The sequence below is a fragment of the Massilia aerilata genome, from assembly GCF_042656905.1.
GTDB classification, from domain to species: Bacteria; Pseudomonadota; Gammaproteobacteria; order Burkholderiales; family Burkholderiaceae_D; genus Telluria; species Telluria aerilata.
Genome location: NZ_JBHSMZ010000004.1, coordinates 642,815 through 658,996 on the forward strand (window position 1 = coordinate 642,815; position 16,182 = coordinate 658,996).

The window sequence follows — 16,182 nt, forward strand, 5'->3', positions numbered from 1 at the left end:
AAGACCCCACCCTACGGTCGTCGTAAATGTAGGGTGGGCACACCGTGCCCACGAAGCAACGTTAGCAATCGATCCAGGCATCTTCCCCGCCTATCCAGTCGGGTTTTCGGTTAAAATCGTCGATTCGGCGCAGAATACGCGTGCAAAGCCGCGCGTTCTGTTGCCCAATCTTTAACAAACCCAATCGCTTTGCCCATGCCTACCTGGCTATTGCCTGAGAATATAGCTGACGTCTTGCCGTCCGAAGCACGCAAGATCGAGGAGCTGCGCCGCCTGATGCTCGACACCTTCCGCACCTACGGATACGAGCTGGTGATGCCGCCGATGCTCGAGTACGTCGAATCGCTGCTGGCCGGTGCAGGGCAGGACACCGACTCCAAGACCTTCAAGCTGGTCGACTCGATGAGCGGCCGCCTGCTCGGCCTGCGCGCCGACATGACCACCCAGGTCGCCCGCATCGACGCGCACCTGCTGAACCGCGATACCGTCACCCGCCTGTGCTACGCCGGCACCGTGCTGCACACCCGCCCATCCGGCCTGCACGCCACCCGCGAGCAGCTGCAGATCGGCGCCGAGATCTACGGCCACGCCGGCCTCGAAGCCGACGCCGAGATCCAGGAACTGGCGCTGGCCTCGCTGGCGCTGGCCGGCTTCGAGCAGCCGCGCCTGGACCTGTCGCACGCCGGCGTGCTGCGCGCGATCCTGGCCGAAGACCCGGCCGCGAAACGCGACGAGCAGCAGCTGCACGGCCTGCTGAAAGCCAAGGACATGCCGGGCCTGGACGAAGCGACCCAGCATTACGCAAGCGCGACCCGCGCGGCCCTGATGGCGCTGCCGAACCTGTATGGCGACGTCGACGTGCTTTCGCGCGCAAAAGAACTGCTGCCGGCGCTGCCGGGCATCACGCGCGCGCTGGGCGAACTGGCCGCGCTGGCCGGCTGCGCCATCGGCCGCGCGCAAGTGGCGATCGACCTGGCCGACCTGCGCGGCTACCAGTACGAGAGCGGCGCCATGTTCGCGCTCTACGTGCCGGGCCTGCCGAACGCCGTCGCGCGCGGCGGCCGCTACGACCATGTGGGCGAAGCCTTCGGACGCGCGCGTCCGGCCACCGGCTTCTCGCTCGACCTGCGCGAGCTGGCGCGCCTGCTGCCGATGGCCGACCGCAAGCACGCCATCCGTGCGCCGTGGGGCAACGCGCCCGAGCTGCGCGAAAAAATCGCCGAACTGCGGAATAGTGGTGAAATCGTGATCCAGTCCATGCCGGGTCACGAGAATGTACAGGACGAGTTCGAGTGCGACCGCGTGCTCGTGCTCGAACAAGGAAATTGGATTCTCAAAAACTTAGGTTAAGTGATGTCAAATACTGCTAAGAACGTCGTTGTCATCGGCACCCAATGGGGCGATGAAGGCAAAGGTAAGATCGTCGACTGGCTGACCGACCACGCCGCTGGCGTAGTGCGTTTCCAGGGCGGCCACAACGCCGGCCACACGCTGGTGATCAAGGGCCAGAAGACGGCACTCCAACTGATCCCGTCGGGCATCATGCGCGAAGGCGTGGCCTGCTACATCGGCAACGGCGTGGTGGTCTCGGTGCCGGACGTGATGCGCGAGATCGACAAGCTGGAAGCTGCCGGTGTCGAAGTCGCATCGCGCCTGAAGATCTCGGAAGCCTGCCCGGTCATCCTGCCTTACCACGTCGCCATCGACGTCGCCCGCGAAGCTGCACGCGGCGTGAACAAGATCGGCACCACCGGCAAGGGCATCGGCCCGGCCTACGAAGACAAGGTGGCGCGCCGCGCGATCCGCATCGCCGACATGCTGAACGAGACCCGCTTCGCCGAGAAGCTGCGCGAGAACCTGGACTACCACAACTTCGTGCTGACCGGTTACCTGAAGGCCCAGGCGATCGACTTCCAGAAGACCTTCGACGACGCGATGGCACAGGTAGCCCGGTTGCGCCCGATGGTCGGCGACGTCTCCTCGGCGCTGTACGCCGCGCACAAGGCCGGCGGCAGCCTGCTGTTCGAAGGCGCGCAAGGCTCGCTGCTGGACGTCGACCACGGCACCTATCCGTTCGTGACCTCGTCCAACTGCGTGGCCGGCAACGCCGCCGCCGGTTCGGGCGTGGGCCCGGGCATGTTGCACTACATCATGGGCATCACCAAGGCCTACACGACCCGCGTGGGTTCGGGCCCGTTCCCGTCCGAACTGCCGACCGACGCCGGCGTCGGCGAGCACCTGTCGCGCGTGGGCCACGAGTTCGGCACCGTGACCGGCCGTGCGCGCCGCTGCGGCTGGTTCGACGCCGCGCTGCTGCGCCGCTCGGTCCAGATCAACGGCGTGTCGGGCATGTGCCTGACCAAGCTGGACGTCCTGGATGGTATCGAGTCGCTTAAACTCTGCACCGGTTACAGGATCGACGGCCGTGAGGTCGACATCTTCCCGGTCGGCGCGGAAGAGGCGGCAGCCTGCGTGCCGGTCTACGAAGAGATGCCAGGCTGGAAGGAAAGCACCGTCGGCGCCAAGTCCATGGACGAACTGCCGGCCGCTGCCCGCGCTTACATCAAGCGCATCGAAGAGCTGGTCGGTGTGCCTGTCGACATGGTGTCGACCGGTCCGGACCGCGTGGAAACCATCGTGCTGCGTCACCCGTTCGCCGCCTAATTTTAATAAGAAAGGGCTTCGGAAACCGTCGCGAGCGGCGGCAATGTTGGCTGAGAAGCGCAGCTGTACGAGTAGTACAGCGAGCATCGCAAGCCGACAGTGCAACGCGCAGCAGGTTTACGGAGCCCGGCAAAAAGGAAAGTTGAAAGTGAATACTCCTGCATCGACTGACAAGGACCTGTGGGTCTCCTGGGACGAGTACAACCGCCTGGTCGAGCGCCTGGCGCTGCAAGTCTACGAATCGAACTGGAAGTTCGACATGGTGCTGTGCCTGGCGCGCGGCGGCGTGCGCCCGGGTGACGTCATCTCCCGCATCTTCGACGTGCCGCTGGCGATCCTGTCGACCAGCTCCTACCGCGAAGAAGCCGGTACCAAGCAGGGCAACCTGGACATCGCCAAGTACATGACGATGACCAAGGGCCCGCTGGCCGGCAAGATCCTGCTGGTCGACGACCTGGCCGATTCGGGCGTGACCCTGATGAAGGTCAGCGACCACCTCAAGGCGCACTACCCGGAAGTGACCGAAGTGCGCTCGGCGGTCCTGTGGGTCAAGGGCACCTCGGCCTACAAGCCGGACTACCACCTGGAAGACCTGCCGCACAATCCGTGGATCCACCAGCCGTTCGAGGATTACGATGGCCTGCGTCCGCACCAGCTGTCGGCGTGGATGAAGAAGTTCGAGAAGAACTAAGTCCGCTCAAGCATGTCGTCCCCGCGAAGGCGGGGACCCAAGTTAAAACCGGGGCCACGCGCCCCGGTTTTTTCATGCCTGCTTCATGTACACTTCGGCAACCCAATCCGGAGCCGAACGATGAAGAAGAGCACCCAGCTGCGCACCCTGATCCTCGCCCTGGCAATCGCCTGCACCGCTCATCCCGCACTCGCCGCCGATCCGCCACTCCCCGCCGTCTCCCCCTCCGGCATCCCCGCCTTCAGCGAAGAGATGCTCAGCCCCGACTTCTGGATCGGCCGCCTGCTGGAGCCGAACGCCGTGCTGCTCGACCCGCGCCAGGCCGCCGCCAAGCGCACCCAGGTCTACGCACCGAACGGCGGCTTCATCGACCTGCAGCACCTCCCCGCCACCTTGGACCGCGCGCAAGTGACGGCATGGACCGAACAGGCCAGGCAGACGCCGGTCGCCATCGGCGTCGACGAAAACGGCAAGCCGGTGGGCGCAGGGCTGCTCGCGTCGATCAACAAGAACGCCGCCGCCGAGCGCATCGCGGCAAGCACGCCGGCCCGCTACGGCCTGAGCGTACGCCGCGCCCAACTGCGCTCGCTGCCCACCGAACGCAGCTTCTACGCGGCAGCCGACCAGCGCGACTACGAGAGCTTGCAGGCCGGCATCCTGTTCCCCGGCGAACCGGTCGTCATCGCGCATGCCAGCGCGGATGGCAAGTGGCTGCTGGTGATGTCGACGCAAGGGCCGGCCTGGGTGCGCGCCAGCGACGTCGCCGAAGGCGGGCGCGACGAGGTGTTCGCGTATGCCACGCGCGCGCCGGGCCGCGTCGTCACCGGCGACCAGGTGCGCACCGCGTTCACGCCGGAAGCGCCCGAAGTCTCGGAGCTGCTGCTGGACATGGGCGCGGCCCTGCCGCTGGCCGAGGTGCCGCCGGGCGAACCGGTGAACGGCGCCAGCCCCTATGCCTCCTGGCCGCTGCTGCTGCCGGTGCGCGGGGAGGGCGGCAAGCTCGCCTTCAAGCCGGCCCTGCTGCGCCGCAGTGCGGACAGCGCGCCCGGCTACCTGCCCGTCACGCGCGCCAACATCATCCGCCAGGCCTTCAAGCTGCTCGGCGAGCGCTATGGCTGGGGCCACCAGTTCAATGCGCGCGATTGCAGCGGCCTGACCGGCGAGGTCTATCGCAGCATGGGTGTGCTGCTGCCACCGTTCTCTGGCCTGCAAGGCAGCAGTACCGCTTTCCAGCACCGGACCTTCACGGACAAGGACAGCCACGCGGACCGTGTGAAGGCGCTGGCCGAGGCCCAGGTGGGCGACTTGATCGTGGTGCCGGGCCACGTGCTGATGATCATCGGCCAGGTGAAGGGCGAGCCCTACGTGATCCAGGACGTGCCCTACGCCGTGTTCAAGGACCCGCGGACGCAGCAGATCCGCAAGACCAAACTGAACCAGGTGTCGGTGACGCCGCTGCTGCCGCTCCACGCGGACGACAAGACCCTGTATGTGGATGCGATGACGAGTCTGGTGCACGTGACCCGCAATTAGCCTGTCGTCCCCGCGAAGGCGGGGATCCCAGTTCGTCGTGTAACGCTAGGGTTTGAAGCCGAAGGCATGCTGGCAAACTTGGGTTCCCGCCTGCGCGGGAACGACGTATTAGGGCATGGCGTGCCGATCGGTTAAGATTGCAGGAATTACCCTGGCCGCCCCATGACCCAAAGCTTCTTCCAGACCTTCATCCTGCTCCTGCTCGTGACCGACCCCTTCGGCAACGTGCCCCTGTTCGTCACCGCCCTCAAGGACGTCGCCCCGGAACGCCGGCCGCGCATCGTACTGCGCGAGTGCGCGATCGCGTTCCTGCTGCTTCTGCTTTTCATGTTCTTCGGCCGCCACTTCCTGGCGGCGCTGCAGCTCACCGACATCTCCTTGCGCATCGGCGGCAGCGTGATCCTCCTGATCATCGCGATCCGCATGATCTTCCCGCATCCGGACGGCGTGCTGGGCCGCAGCGAAGGCGGCGAGCCCTTCATCGTGCCGCTGGCGATTCCCGCGCTGGCCGGTCCGTCGGCGCTGGCCACCGTGCTGCTGTTCAGTTCGCAGACGACGCAAGAGGTGATGGTGCATGTGGCCGCGCTGGCGGCCGTCGGCGTGGTCTGGCTGGCCGTGTTCCTGGCGGCGGAGCGCCTGCAGAAGGCGCTCGGCGCCCAGGTCATGACCGCCTTCGAGCGCCTGATGGGTCTGATCCTGACGGCGATGTCGATCGAGATGCTGCTGGGCGGGGTGCGTTCCTTCGTCCAGACCTTGAAGTAAACCGCAAACTCCACGAAAGAAGAACATGAAAAAACTGCTGTCCGTCTGCACCCTCGGCCTGGCCCTTTCCTTCACCCTGAGCGCCTGCAAGCGCAGCGAAGCGCCAGCCCAGGGCCAGGGCGCGGCCCCGGCCGCCAGCCCGGCTGAGGCCTCGTCGGCCGAACTGAAAAAGATCGATACCGTGACCGGCACCGGCAAGGAAGCGACGGCCGGCGCCACCGTCACCGTCCACTACACCGGCTGGCTGTACACGCCGACCGCGGAGAAGCAGCATGGCGCCCAGTTCGATTCCTCGGTCGGACGCGAACCCTTCAGCTTCAATCTCGGCGCCGGCCAGGTCATCCCGGGCTGGGACCAGGGCGTGCAGGGCATGAAGGTGGGCGGCAAGCGCACCCTGATCATTCCTGCCGCGCTGGGCTATGGCGCGCAGGGCGCCGGTCCGATCCCGCCGAACGCCAACCTGATCTTCGACGTGGAGTTGCTCGAGGTCCGCTGATTCAGGCCGCGCTCTGTTGGGGAACGTACCAAGCGCCGGGCATCGCCCATGCTAAATTGGTATTTACTCAATTTTTTCCTGGAGCGCGGAATCGATGAACAACGCCAAGGCCATCAAGGTTCCGACCGGAATTCCTGAACTCGATGCGGTCCTGCATGGCGGCTTGCTGCCGAGCCGAATCCACCTGATCGAAGGCCGGCCGGGAACGGGCAAGACCACCCTCGGGTTGCGCTACCTGATCGAGGGACTCAAGATGGGCCAGTCGTGCCTGTACTTGAGCCTGTCCGAATCCCTGGACGAGTTGCAGGAGTCAGCGGCCAATCACGGCTGGTCCCTGGACGGCATCGAAATCGTCGAGATGATTCCGGTGCCGGACGGCGGCGCCGCCAGCCAGACGATCCTGCTGCCGACGGAAAAGGAACTGTCGAGCCTGATCGAGCAGATTGCCGAACGGGTCGAGAGCAGCACGGCAACCCGCATCGTGATCGACTCGATGGTCGAGATCAGGCTGCTGGCGCACGACAGCAGCCATTACCGCCGCCAGATCATCGCCCTGCGCCAGCGCCTGAGCAGGCGTGGCGTGACCGTCCTGCTGCTGGACGACCTGACCTCGGACGGCCAGGAGTTCGAGCTGCAAAGCGCCGTGCATGGCGTCATCACGCTGGAGCAGATCGAACACGCTTTCGGCGCGGCGCGGCGGCGGCTGCGCGTGGTCAAGCTGCGCGGCGGGAACTTCCAGAGCGGTTGGCACGACTACAGTATCCGCACCGGCGAATTCCTGGTGTTTCCAAGCCTGATCGCGCAGGAGCACCATCGCGCCGCCGATGGCATCGAACTGTTCAGCGGCATCGAAAGCTTCGACGCCCTGTTCTGCGGACCGCTGACGGAAGGGAGCTCGACCATGGTGCTGGGCCCGTCGGGCGTCGGCAAGACCACGGTGGCCCTGCAATATGCCTTGTCGGCCGTGAAGAATGGCCACCATGTCGCCTACTTCAATTTCGACGAATCCGAAACCACGCTCAGGTCGCGCCTGGTGGCCAGCATGGGCGAAGACAGCGACGAAGCCAATGCCGGACCCGGCGCCGGCGAAAACGATGCGACGCGCCGCTTTCACCTGCGCCGCGTCAATCCGTCGCGTATCTCGCCTGGCGAATTCATCTGGAACGTCCGCCGCATGATCGAAGATCTCGATGTCCGGCTTGTGATTATCGACAGCATCAATTCCTACCTGGACGTCATCCGCGAGGAAAAGTCGCTGCTGCGGCAAATGCATGAGCTGTTTTCCTACCTCAGCAACATGAACGTCATGTCGATCATCGTCGGCGCGAATTCGGCAAGGCTGGATACGTCGAAAGAGCCCGATGCGCTGAGCCTGATTACCGATAACATCATCTCCTTGCGCTACTACGAACACGACAATGTGGTGTGCAAGGCCATTTGCGTGCTGAAGAAGCGCCAGGGACGGCACGAGCACGACATCCGGGTCCTGACCCTCACCGATGAGGGCATACGCGTCGGCGGCCGCGTCAGGAACTGCGACGAGCACCTGGGAGCAGCGACACTTGAGCCCTGAGACCGTGCCCGCCGTCGTCGTGTTCGCGCCGGTACAGCGCGATGCCGCCACGCTTGGCCAGGTGATCGGGGAGGACGGCTTGCGCGCGGAAACCTGCGCCGATGCGGCGTCGTTCTACGACGCGCTGGCCGGGACGCCCCTGTTCGCGGTGATGACGGAAGAGGGCGTGGCGCGCTGTTCGCTGGAAGATCTGAGCGGCATCCTGCGCAGGCAGCCGCCGTGGTCCGACATGCCGCTGCTGGTGCTGGCCGATGCCGATCACCGGCGGATCGACAACAACCGCTTCGTCAACCTGGCCGAGATCGGCAACGTCACGCTGTTGACGCGGCCGGTCGCGCGCCTGAGCCTCGTCATGGCGCTGCGCTCTGCGCGCCGGGCGCGCCAGCTCCAGTTTGCCGTTCGCGACCAATTGGCCGAGCTCGCCAATCATGCGGCGCAGTTGGCGTCGACCGTGGCCGAGCGCACCCGCGAATTGCAGGCGGAGGTGGCCGAGCGCCGCCGCGCGGAGCAGAGCCTGGCCGAAGCCAGGCGCCTGGAATCCCTGGGGCAGCTGACCGGGGGAATAGCGCATGACTTCAACAATATCCTGCAGGTCGTGACCGGCAGCGAGACCCTGCTGCGCATGCTGTTGAACCCTTTGCCGGACCAGCGCGTGCTGCGTGCGCTGCAAAGCATTCGCCGGGCCGCCGACCAGGGCGCATCGCTGACCCAGCAGCTGCTGGCCTACGCGCGGCGCCAGCCGCTGGCGAACGTGGCGCTGGACTTGCGCAGGCAACTGCACGCGGTGTCCGACATGATGCGGCACATGCTGGGGCCCGAGGTGCAACTGCATCTGCACATCGCGCCCGGGCTGTGGCCGGTGCTGGCCGACCCCTCCCAACTCGACGCGGCGCTGTTGAATCTCGCCGGCAACGCGCGCGATGCGATGCCGCATCCGGGCAGGCTGGTGCTGGCAGCGCGCAACCGTGTGCTGCCCGATGCGGCGCTGCCGGAAGGCGCGCATCTGGCCGGCGAGTTCGTCGAAATCTGCGTGACCGATAACGGTCACGGCATGTCGGCCGAGACCGCGCAGAGCGCATTCGAGCCCTTTTTCACGACCAAGCCATTCGGCCAGGGAACCGGACTCGGGCTGTCCCAGGTGTATGGCTTTGCCGTCCAGAGCAAGGGCCTGGCTTTCATCCGGCGCGAGGACTCCGGTACCACGGTCGGCATCCTCCTGCCACGCAGCGAAGAAGTGCTGCATGCGCCGGCAGCGCGACCGGCACGGACTGCGCACGGCATCGACGGCCTGCATGTGCTGTATGTCGAAGACGATCCGGACGTGGCCGAAGTCACGGCCATCATGCTGGAATCGCTCGGCGCCAGCGTGACAAGGGCCGACAGCGCGGACGCCGCGGTGCGTCTCGATCTGTCGGAAGTCGATGCCGTCCTGTCGGATGTCATGATGCCGGGAGAGCTGGATGGTATCGGCCTGGCGCGCTGGCTGTCGGCGCATCATCCGCGTTTGCCGGTGGTCCTGACCAGCGGTTACGTGCTCGAACCGGAACGTTTGCAGGGCTTGAAAGTCCAGTTCGTGCGCAAGCCTTGCGCGATCGCCGCCTTGGCCGATGCCCTGATCAAAGCGCTGAAGCATACCGTGCGCAATTGACTTCGGTATTTTCTTTGCATAACAATTATGTCTTATTGGAAAACAATAAACGTCGAGAAATTTTACAATTTAATCCTGTAAATACTTTACTATTTTCAATAACTAACTGATTCCTAGGGGAATTTTATTTCTGGCACGCTTCCTGCTCATCAGTTCCGGCGTACGTTGCCGCACACAACTGAGGTCTTATAAAAGGAAACGAAATGCCGACACGGAAAACCATCTACCAGAAACTGTTTGGCGCTGCCGCCTTCATCCTTACCGCGATGGCCGCCGGCACCCAGGCGCAGGCAGCCGTCATCGGAACGACCGGCTCGGTGAAGCCGCTGATCGTTTCCGGCGCGCTGCCGGACACGCCGGACAACCGCATTGATCCGAACGTGGCGTCGTCGCCGTTTTCTGGCGTGGTCAGCATTAACATCCGTTACAACAACGCCGCCGGCGAGCCTGAGTCCTATATCTGCTCGGGTGCGCTGGTGGGCAAGCGCCAGGTGATTTCGGCGGGCCACTGTGTCGATACCAACGGCAATGGCGCCCTGATCGACATCAACCGCCCGGGCAACGACGTGCGCGTCATCTTCAACAACAACGGCAGCAAGTACGAGCTGATCACCGCCACCAAGGTCTCGATGAATCCTGACTACCAGGGCTTCGGCGTATGCCCTGCGGGCGTCACCTCGTTCTGCGTGAACGACGACATCTCGGTCATTACCCTGGGCCGCGATGCGCCGGCCAGCGCCAAGATCTACAAGGTGTCGAACTCGCCGATTGGCGAAGGCACGCACATCATCATGGCCGGCTACGGCACCTCGGGCGACGGCACCAGAGGTTATTACATCGACCCGAACTTCTTCATCAAGCGCACCGGCGAAAACTACGTCGACCTGTTCGACCTCGACGACGAGCACGGCTTCGCTGCCGGCAATCAGGAGGTCTACTACGCCGACTTCGACGGCGCCGGCAAGGACCTGTTCTGCGAGCAGTTCGGCATCTGCACCCCGCAGCTGGCGAATGACAAGGAAGGCAACATCGGTGGCGGCGATTCCGGCGGTCCGTCCTTCATCATGCGCAACGGCGAGCTGATGCTGGTCGCGAACAACACCTTCGGCGGCATCTGGAATGACGGCGACGTCGACGGCGCCTTCGGCACCTACTTCGGCGGCATCGTGCTGGGCAGCTATACCGACTACCTGCGCGAAGCCACCGGCGGCAACATCACCTTCGTGCCGGAACCGGGCAGCCTGGCGCTGCTGGCACTGGGCGGTGGCTTGCTGGGCGGGCTGCGCCGCCGTCGCAAGCAGTAAGCAGCAATCCACGTCATTCCCGCGAAGGCGGGAATAATGCTCCCAGCATTATTCCCTCCAAGCTTGCGTGCGTTTTGTTAGCGCGTACAACTTGGGTTCCCGCCTGCGCGGGAACGACGTCTGTTCTTACTTACCCAGAATCGACACCACATTATCCGCCCCAGGCGCCCCGAACGCCTGCTGCTTCAGCACATGCAGCTGGTCGCGCACCTGGGCCGCCTTCTCGAACTCGAGGTTCTTGGCGTGGTCGACCATGAGTTTCTCGAGGCGCTTGATCTCTTTCGAAATCTGCTTCTCGCTCATACCCTCGATCTTCGCGGTCTCTTCGGCCTGGGACATGTTCTTTGCCGCGGCAGCGCTGTAGACGCCGTCGATCATGTCCTTGATCTTCTTGTTCACGCCCTTCGGCACGATGCCGTTGGCTTCGTTGAAGGCGATCTGCTTGGCGCGGCGGCGTTCGGTCTCGTCGATGGCTTTCTTCATCGAGTCCGTCATCTGGTCGGCGTACAGGATCGCCACGCCGTTCAGGTTACGCGCCGCGCGGCCGATGGTCTGGATCAGCGAGCGTTCGGAGCGCAGGAAGCCTTCCTTGTCGGCGTCCAGCACGGCCACCAGCGAGACCTCCGGCAAGTCCAGGCCCTCGCGCAGCAGGTTGATGCCGACCACGACGTCGAAGGTGCCCAGGCGCAGATCGCGCAGGATCTCGACGCGTTCCACCGTGTCGATGTCGCTGTGCAGGTAGCGCACCTTGATGCCGTGGTCGCTCAGGTATTCGGTCAGCTGCTCGGCCATGCGCTTGGTCAGCGTGGTCACCAGCACCCGCTCGTCCTTGGCGATGCGGTCGTTGATCTCGCCCATCAGGTCGTCGACCTGCGAACGGGCAGGGCGCACGATCACCTGCGGGTCGACCAGGCCGGTCGGACGCACCACCTGCTCGACCACGTTGTCGGCCTTTTCCTTTTCGTAATCGGCGGGCGTCGCCGAGACGAAAATACACTGGCGCATCTTGCTCTCGAATTCCTGGAACTTCAGCGGCCGGTTGTCCAGCGCCGACGGCAGGCGGAAGCCATAGTCGACCAGGTTGGTCTTGCGCGAACGGTCGCCGTTGTACATCGCGTTGAGCTGGCCGACCATCACGTGCGACTCGTCCATGAACATCAGCGCGTCTTTCGGCAGGTAGTCGATCAGCGTCGGCGGCGGCTCGCCCGGCATGGCGCCGGACAGGTGGCGCGAGTAGTTCTCGATGCCCTTGGTGAAGCCGACTTCGGCCAGCATCTCGAGGTCGAAGCGGGTGCGCTGTTCGAGGCGCTGTTCTTCCAGCAGCTTGCCCTGTTCACGGAACTGTTCGAGGCGGTCGCGCAGCTCGGCCTTGATCGAGTCGACGGCGCGCAGCACGGTCGAACGCGGGGTCACGTAGTGCGAGCCGGGATAGACCGTGAAGCGCGGGATCTTCTGGCGCACCTTGCCGGTCAAGGGATCGAACAGCTGCAGCGATTCGATCTCGTCGTCGAACATCTCGACACGGATCGCGAGTTCCGCGTGCTCCGCCGGGAAGATGTCGATGGTGTCGCCGCGCACGCGGAAGGCGCCGCGCGAGAAGTCCATCTCGTTGCGCGTGTACTGCATCTGGATCAGGCGCGCGATGACGTCGCGCTGCGCGACTTTATCGCCGGCGCGCAGGGTCAGGATCATCTTGTGGTATTCGTTCGGATTACCGATACCGTAGATGGCCGAGACCGTCGCGACGATGACGACGTCGCGGCGCTCCATCAGCGACTTGGTGCACGACAGGCGCATCTGTTCGATGTGCTCGTTGATCGACGAGTCCTTTTCGATGAACAGGTCGCGCTGCGGCACATAGGCTTCCGGCTGGTAGTAGTCGTAGTAGGAGACGAAGTACTCGACCGCGTTTTGCGGGAAGAACTCGCGGAACTCCGCGTACAGCTGGGCCGCCAGGGTTTTGTTCGGCGCGAAGATGATCGCCGGACGGCCCGCGCGGGCAATCACGTTGGCCATCGTGTAGGTCTTGCCGGAACCCGTTACGCCCAGCAGCGTCTGGTACATCAAGCCGTCGTCGATGCCTTCGATCAACCCCTCGATCGCGGTAGGCTGGTCGCCGGCGGGAGGGAAGGGCTGGTGCAGCTTGAACGGCGAATTCGGGTAAGTGATGACGGTGGGCTCGGGGGTGTTTACGACCGATAGTTCTGCCATGAATTCAGACCTTTGCTAGAATGGGACTCCGCCTGCGGCACTGCAACATTGAAGCCGCTGTCTATACAACCGCTGCGAACCCAGCCGACAAACCAGAGTTTATCACGATGAATTCCACAGCTCCTGCCAGCATCTTCGGCGCCATTGCCATGGCCCCCCGCGACCCTATCCTGGGCATTACCGAAGCCTTCAATGCAGATACCAATCCGGCCAAGATCAACTTGGGCGTGGGCGTCTACTACGATGACAACGGAAAGGTGCCTCTGCTGGAATGCGTGCGCAAGGCGGAAGCGATGCTGATGGAACAACCGGCGCCACGTACCTACCTGCCGATCGAAGGCCTGGGTACGTATGACAAGGCTGTACAAGAACTGGTATTTGGGGCCGACAGCGCCGTAATTCAAGAGAAGCGTGCAGTGACTGTGCAAGCGATCGGCGGCACCGGCGCGCTGAAGATCGGCGCCGATTTCCTGAAGCGTTTCTCGCCGGGCTCGGACGTTTATATCAGCGACCCGAGCTGGGAAAACCACCGCGCGCTGTTCGAAAGCGCCGGTTTCAATGTCAACAACTACACCTACTACGATCCGGCCACCCATGGCGTGAACTTCGACGGTATGCTGGCCGACCTGCGCAACATGCCGGAAGGCGCGATCGTCGTGCTGCACGCCTGCTGCCATAACCCGACCGGCGCCGACCTGACGGCCGACCAGTGGGGCGAGGTAATTGCTGCGGTGCGCGAAAACGGCCTGATCCCCTTCCTGGACATGGCTTACCAGGGCTTCGGCTCGGGCATCGCCGAAGATGGCGCCGTGGTGCGCCGTTTCGTCGACGCCGGCGGCCCGCTGCTGGTCTCGAACTCGTTCTCGAAGTCCTTCTCGCTGTACGGCGAGCGCGTCGGCGCGCTGTCCGTCGTGCTGTCGTCCGCGGAAGAGGCGGCCCGCATCATGTCGCAGCTGAAGCGCGTGGTGCGCACCAACTACTCGAATCCGCCGGTGCACGGCGGCAAGGTCGTCGCCACCGTGCTGGCGACCCCGGAACTGCGCCAGCTGTGGGAAGAGGAACTGGCCGGCATGCGCGTGCGCATCAAGGCGATGCGCGAGGAACTGGTGAAAAAGCTGGCCGAGAAAGCCCCGGGCCGCGATTTCGACTTCGTGCGCAAGCAGGTCGGCATGTTCTCGTACTCCGGTCTTACCAAGGAGCAGGTCGGCAAGCTGCGCGAGGAATCGATCTACGCCGTGGACACCGGCCGCATCTGTGTTGCCGCGATGAATTCGAAGAACATCGATCGGGTCGTTGACGCCATCGCAAAAGTTCTCTAAACTCTTGGCTCTTCCGATTCGGCTTGCATGAATCGGAAGAGCAAGTAGGCAATTCCCTGATAGCTCAGTCGGTAGAGCGACGGACTGTTAATCCGCAGGTCCCTGGTTCGAGTCCAGGTCGGGGAGCCAAAGTTTCAAGCCTCGGCGAGGCATGCACGGTTGGAAACTGCCCTGTGCAAGTCGCGATGGGGAAGCTATAATAGCAACATCCATTCCCTGATAGCTCAGTCGGTAGAGCGACGGACTGTTAATCCGCAGGTCCCTGGTTCGAGTCCAGGTCGGGGAGCCAGAATTTAGAGAAGGCCGCTTGTTCCGCAAGCGGCCTTTTTCGTTTGCCGCCGCCGCTTGTGCGTTCTGCTCATTTGATCTAAAATTTCTGCTCAAAGGAGCAAAAATCATGACGACGGCTGCGCAGCAAGTTCTTCCGGAATCCGATGATGAAGGCAAGAGCCGCTGGCTCAATTTCCGCGCGCTCTATCACACCACCCCAGTCGATCGCATTGACCTCATCCGCAGCGGCGTGAGCGCCGCCGACTTCAAGACTTTCGTCAGCCGCCTCGATATCCAGCAAGAAAAAGTGTTCACGATGCTGGACATCGCCACCGCCACCGTCAATCGCAAGGCCAGCCGCAACGAATCGCTGTCGCGCGAAGACAGCGAAAAAATCGTCGGCATGGCCAAGCTCATCGGCCAGGTCGAAGCGATGCTCGAGGAATCCGGCGATCCCGAACGCATGCAGGACTTCGACGCCGCGCGCTGGCTCACCCACTGGATGGAAGAGCCGATTCCGGCGCTCGGCGGCGCCTCTCCTGCCGACTACATGGACACCATCGAAGGCCAGGAAATGATCTCGCGCCTGCTCGCGACGATGCAGACCGGGGCCTACGCTTGATCAGCGTCTGGCGTATCGCCACCGATGCGCCGGGCTATACCGCGGACGACCTGAGCGGCGCCGGCGCCAAGCTCTCCGGCGGCCGCTGGAACCGGCCCGGCAACGCCATGCTCTACTGCGCCAGCAATATCTCGCTGGCCGTGCTCGAAACCTTCGTCCACCTGAAAGCCGGCGGCCTGCCGCTGAACCGCTACCTGGTCGAGCTGGCGATTCCCGACGACGTGTGGGCGCGGGCGAACGCGCTGCTGCCGCCCGCGGTCGGCTGGGACGCCATCCCGGCGGGCAAGACCAGCCTCGATGAAGGCGACCGCTGGCTCAAGGCCAGCACCAGTGCGCTGCTGGTGGTGCCATCCGTAATCGTGAGCGAAGAAAAGAATGTGCTCATCAACCCGCTGCATCCTGACAGCGCGCGGATCGTCGCGCACAAGCGCAGGAAGTGGACCTACGATCCGCGCCTGATGCGCTCAACTAAGCGCTGATGCGCTGATGCGCTGGACGATGATGAACAGATGCTTGTGCGGCAGCTGGTCGAATTCGAGGTGCCGGCAGATGCATCCGGCCTCCTCGATGACCGCCAGCAGGCCCGGGATCCCGAGCGTGCTGTAATAAACTTCCGGCCCCATCGTCGCATCGACGTGGCTGTCCGCGGCATCCAGGCCGCCGGCGGTGAAGATGAACACGCCGCCGGTGTCAAGCGCATGCATCAGCTTCAGCATCAGGGCGCGCTGCTGTTCCAGCCTGACGTGCCAGATGCTGTCCCAGGCCGAGATGAAGCGGTAGCGGCGCGGCGGCTGCCATTCGCAGATGTCGGCGTGGTGGAGCAGGGCGGCCGGGTCGGCGTCGCCGGCCAGGTCGAGCATGCGCCTGGAGATGTCGACGCCTTCGATGCGCAGGCCGCGGCCGCGCAGCAGGTCGTTGAAGCGGGTATTGCAGCCGCAGCCGGCGTTCAGCGCCCAGCCATCGGCGCCGTCTTCGAGAAAGCGCAGCGCCTGCGCGTGCTGGCGGATGCCGTTGCTCTGGCTGAACTGCGCGTCCAGCCAGCGCTCGGCAATCTCATCGTAGCTCGACGCAATCGCGGTGTGGTCCATC

General features: G+C 64.0%; 14 protein-coding genes and 2 tRNA genes. 14 read left to right on the forward strand and 2 right to left on the reverse strand.

What is annotated here, in order from left to right; genetic code table 11:
- Positions 1 to 195: 195 nt before the first annotated feature.
- The 9 genes from ACFPO9_RS07775 (at position 196) to ACFPO9_RS07815 (ending at position 10,671) form a co-directional block, all read left to right on the forward strand.
- Positions 196 to 1,350, forward strand: coding sequence for an ATP phosphoribosyltransferase regulatory subunit (locus ACFPO9_RS07775; protein WP_379769139.1), 1,155 nt, complete (start codon positions 196 to 198; stop codon positions 1,348 to 1,350).
- A 3-nt stretch (positions 1,351 to 1,353) separates the two neighbouring features.
- The gene (locus tag ACFPO9_RS07780) at positions 1,354 to 2,664 is read left to right on the forward strand and encodes an adenylosuccinate synthase (protein WP_379769142.1); all 1,311 of its coding nucleotides are present in this window, start codon (positions 1,354 to 1,356) and stop codon (positions 2,662 to 2,664) included.
- A 148-nt stretch (positions 2,665 to 2,812) separates the two neighbouring features.
- Positions 2,813 to 3,355, forward strand: coding sequence for a phosphoribosyltransferase (locus tag ACFPO9_RS07785; RefSeq protein ID WP_379769144.1), 543 nt, complete (start codon positions 2,813 to 2,815; stop codon positions 3,353 to 3,355).
- 120 nt (positions 3,356 to 3,475) lie between these two features.
- A complete protein-coding gene (locus ACFPO9_RS07790) occupies positions 3,476 to 4,888 on the forward strand; it encodes an SH3 domain-containing protein (protein ID WP_379769147.1) in 1,413 nt (470 codons plus the stop codon).
- Positions 4,889 to 5,050: 162 nt separating this feature from the next.
- A complete protein-coding gene (locus ACFPO9_RS07795; RefSeq protein ID WP_230029458.1) occupies positions 5,051 to 5,650 on the forward strand; it encodes a MarC family protein in 600 nt (199 codons plus the stop codon).
- 25 nt (positions 5,651 to 5,675) lie between these two features.
- Positions 5,676 to 6,146 (forward strand): FKBP-type peptidyl-prolyl cis-trans isomerase, encoded by a 471-nt coding sequence (locus tag ACFPO9_RS07800; RefSeq protein WP_379769149.1) that lies wholly within the window; start codon positions 5,676 to 5,678, stop codon positions 6,144 to 6,146.
- A 94-nt stretch (positions 6,147 to 6,240) separates the two neighbouring features.
- Positions 6,241 to 7,719 carry an ATPase domain-containing protein gene (locus ACFPO9_RS07805; RefSeq protein ID WP_379769151.1) on the forward strand — a complete coding sequence of 493 codons (1,479 nt, stop codon included), beginning with the start codon at positions 6,241 to 6,243 and terminating at the stop codon, positions 7,717 to 7,719.
- Complete coding sequence (locus tag ACFPO9_RS07810; RefSeq protein ID WP_379769154.1) at positions 7,709 to 9,367, forward strand: response regulator; 1,659 nt, start codon at positions 7,709 to 7,711, stop codon at positions 9,365 to 9,367. The genes ACFPO9_RS07805 and ACFPO9_RS07810 overlap by 11 nt, the downstream gene beginning before the upstream one ends.
- Before the next feature lie 203 nt (positions 9,368 to 9,570).
- On the forward strand, positions 9,571 to 10,671 hold the full coding sequence (locus tag ACFPO9_RS07815; protein WP_379769156.1) for a trypsin-like serine protease: 1,101 nt from the start codon (positions 9,571 to 9,573) through the stop codon (positions 10,669 to 10,671).
- Between the two features lie 126 nt (positions 10,672 to 10,797).
- On the opposite strand, the gene uvrB is transcribed toward ACFPO9_RS07815, so the two are convergent.
- Positions 10,798 to 12,882 (reverse strand): excinuclease ABC subunit UvrB, encoded by a 2,085-nt coding sequence (gene uvrB / locus ACFPO9_RS07820; protein ID WP_379769159.1) that lies wholly within the window; start codon positions 12,880 to 12,882, stop codon positions 10,798 to 10,800.
- 107 nt (positions 12,883 to 12,989) lie between these two features.
- Between uvrB and ACFPO9_RS07825 the strand changes: the two genes are divergently transcribed.
- From ACFPO9_RS07825 to ACFPO9_RS07845, 5 genes are all read left to right on the forward strand, one after another.
- Positions 12,990 to 14,201 carry an amino acid aminotransferase gene (locus tag ACFPO9_RS07825; protein ID WP_379769161.1) on the forward strand — a complete coding sequence of 404 codons (1,212 nt, stop codon included), beginning with the start codon at positions 12,990 to 12,992 and terminating at the stop codon, positions 14,199 to 14,201.
- A gap of 53 nt (positions 14,202 to 14,254) precedes the next feature.
- Positions 14,255 to 14,330 (forward strand) — tRNA-Asn (locus tag ACFPO9_RS07830).
- An 84-nt stretch (positions 14,331 to 14,414) separates the two neighbouring features.
- A tRNA-Asn gene (locus ACFPO9_RS07835) sits at positions 14,415 to 14,490 on the forward strand.
- Positions 14,491 to 14,508: 18 nt separating this feature from the next.
- The gene (locus ACFPO9_RS07840) at positions 14,509 to 15,093 is read left to right on the forward strand and encodes an antitoxin Xre/MbcA/ParS toxin-binding domain-containing protein (protein ID WP_379769163.1); all 585 of its coding nucleotides are present in this window, start codon (positions 14,509 to 14,511) and stop codon (positions 15,091 to 15,093) included.
- Complete coding sequence (locus ACFPO9_RS07845) at positions 15,090 to 15,572, forward strand: RES family NAD+ phosphorylase (protein ID WP_379769165.1); 483 nt, start codon at positions 15,090 to 15,092, stop codon at positions 15,570 to 15,572. Before ACFPO9_RS07840 ends, ACFPO9_RS07845 begins: the two co-directional genes overlap by 4 nt.
- On the opposite strand, the gene ACFPO9_RS07850 is transcribed toward ACFPO9_RS07845, so the two are convergent.
- A complete protein-coding gene (locus ACFPO9_RS07850) occupies positions 15,558 to 16,181 on the reverse strand; it encodes a class I SAM-dependent DNA methyltransferase (protein WP_379769169.1) in 624 nt (207 codons plus the stop codon). The genes ACFPO9_RS07845 and ACFPO9_RS07850 overlap by 15 nt on opposite strands.
- Position 16,182 lies beyond the last annotated feature (1 nt).

What these genes read in the sequence shown, in the direction of transcription:
- ACFPO9_RS07790 (WP_379769147.1), top strand. Translation starts at nt 3,476, where the DNA reads ATGAAGAAGAGCACCCAGCTGCGCACCCTGATCCTCGCCCTGGCAATC.
- ACFPO9_RS07805 (WP_379769151.1), top strand. Translation starts at nt 6,241, where the DNA reads ATGAACAACGCCAAGGCCATCAAGGTTCCGACCGGAATTCCTGAACTC.
- ACFPO9_RS07825 (WP_379769161.1), top strand. Translation starts at nt 12,990, where the DNA reads ATGAATTCCACAGCTCCTGCCAGCATCTTCGGCGCCATTGCCATGGCC.
- uvrB (WP_379769159.1), bottom strand. Translation starts at nt 12,882, where the DNA reads ATGGCAGAACTATCGGTCGTAAACACCCCCGAGCCCACCGTCATCACT.
- ACFPO9_RS07850 (WP_379769169.1), bottom strand. Translation starts at nt 16,181, where the DNA reads ATGGACCACACCGCGATTGCGTCGAGCTACGATGAGATTGCCGAGCGC.
- ACFPO9_RS07780 (WP_379769142.1), top strand. Translation starts at nt 1,354, where the DNA reads ATGTCAAATACTGCTAAGAACGTCGTTGTCATCGGCACCCAATGGGGC.
- ACFPO9_RS07775 (WP_379769139.1), top strand. Translation starts at nt 196, where the DNA reads ATGCCTACCTGGCTATTGCCTGAGAATATAGCTGACGTCTTGCCGTCC.
- ACFPO9_RS07815 (WP_379769156.1), top strand. Translation starts at nt 9,571, where the DNA reads ATGCCGACACGGAAAACCATCTACCAGAAACTGTTTGGCGCTGCCGCC.
- ACFPO9_RS07795 (WP_230029458.1), top strand. Translation starts at nt 5,051, where the DNA reads ATGACCCAAAGCTTCTTCCAGACCTTCATCCTGCTCCTGCTCGTGACC.
- ACFPO9_RS07800 (WP_379769149.1), top strand. Translation starts at nt 5,676, where the DNA reads ATGAAAAAACTGCTGTCCGTCTGCACCCTCGGCCTGGCCCTTTCCTTC.